General features: G+C 76.3%; 1 protein-coding gene. It reads left to right on the top strand.

Annotation, left to right across the window (positions count from 1 at the left end; translation table 11 throughout):
- A partial coding sequence (locus tag N4P33_RS35445) for an ABC transporter permease (protein ID WP_260831020.1) occupies positions 1-1,019 on the top strand: 1,019 nt, incomplete at both ends.

The raw sequence follows: 1,019 nt of genomic DNA, 5'->3' as shown, positions 1-1,019 counted from the left end.
ACGCGCCGCCCGCGTGCGTTCGGCGCGGTGGCCCGGCTGGCGCTGCCGCTGCTGCTGATCGTGGTGGCGATGAGCGCGTGGACCACCATCGACCGCTTCCACAGCGCGCCCGAGCGGATGGGCCTGCCGACCGCGCTCAGCGTCCGCGCCGACGCCGGGCTGGGCGAGGCGGACACCCGGGCGCTGCTGGAACGCGACCCGCAGGTCGCCGCCGCCTACCCGGGCACGGAGGTGGCCGCCCTGGTCCCCGGCCAGACCGCCACGATCGCCCTGCGCGGCCTCGGCACACAGCGGGAGCCGTACCCGTTCACGCTGGCCGAGGGGCGCGCCGCGCGCGGGCCCGACGAGGCGGTGGCGGGGCAGGGGCTGCTCGATCTGCTGCACGTCCGGGTCGGCGACTGGGTGCGGGTGACCGTCGGCGACCGGCCGCAGATCCTGCACATCGTCGGCCGCAGCATCGAACCGGAGAACGCCGGACGGGTCATCTCCACCTCGCTCGACACCCTCCGCGCCAACGACCCCGGCCTGCGGCCGACCCTGTACCAGCTGCGCCTCGACCCGGGCGCCGATCCGCAGGCGGTCGCCGACCGGCTGACGGAGGCGGGGCGCGGCCATCTCGACGTGCACACCGTCACCAACCCGGCAGACGGGCTCTCCCCGCTGCGCGCGGTCGTCCTCGGCCTGATCGCCGTGCTCGCCCTCATCGGCCTGATCGAACTGCTCACCGCGATCGGCGGCACGGTCCGCGAGGGCGAACGGGACCTGCTCGCCCTGAAGGCCATCGGCCTCTCCCCGCGCCAGATCACCGTGATCACGGTGACGGCCACGGCCTGCACGGCCCTGGCGGCCGTCCTCGCCGCGATGGCGCTGGGCCTGCCCCTGGCCCACTGGCTGATCGACGCGCAGGGCCGTTCGAGCGGCATCGGCGCGGGCATCGCGCAGGGCCCACCCGCGCTGCTCCTGCTCCTCCTCGCCCTAGCCGCCGTGCTGGGCGCCGCCGCCCTGGCCGCCCTGCCTGC

This window comes from Streptomyces sp. 15-116A (assembly GCF_025290915.1).
Taxonomy (GTDB): domain Bacteria; phylum Actinomycetota; class Actinomycetes; order Streptomycetales; family Streptomycetaceae; genus Streptomyces.
The sequence above is the reverse complement of the archived record's forward strand: the minus strand, read 5'-3'. Positions and strand labels throughout refer to the sequence as shown.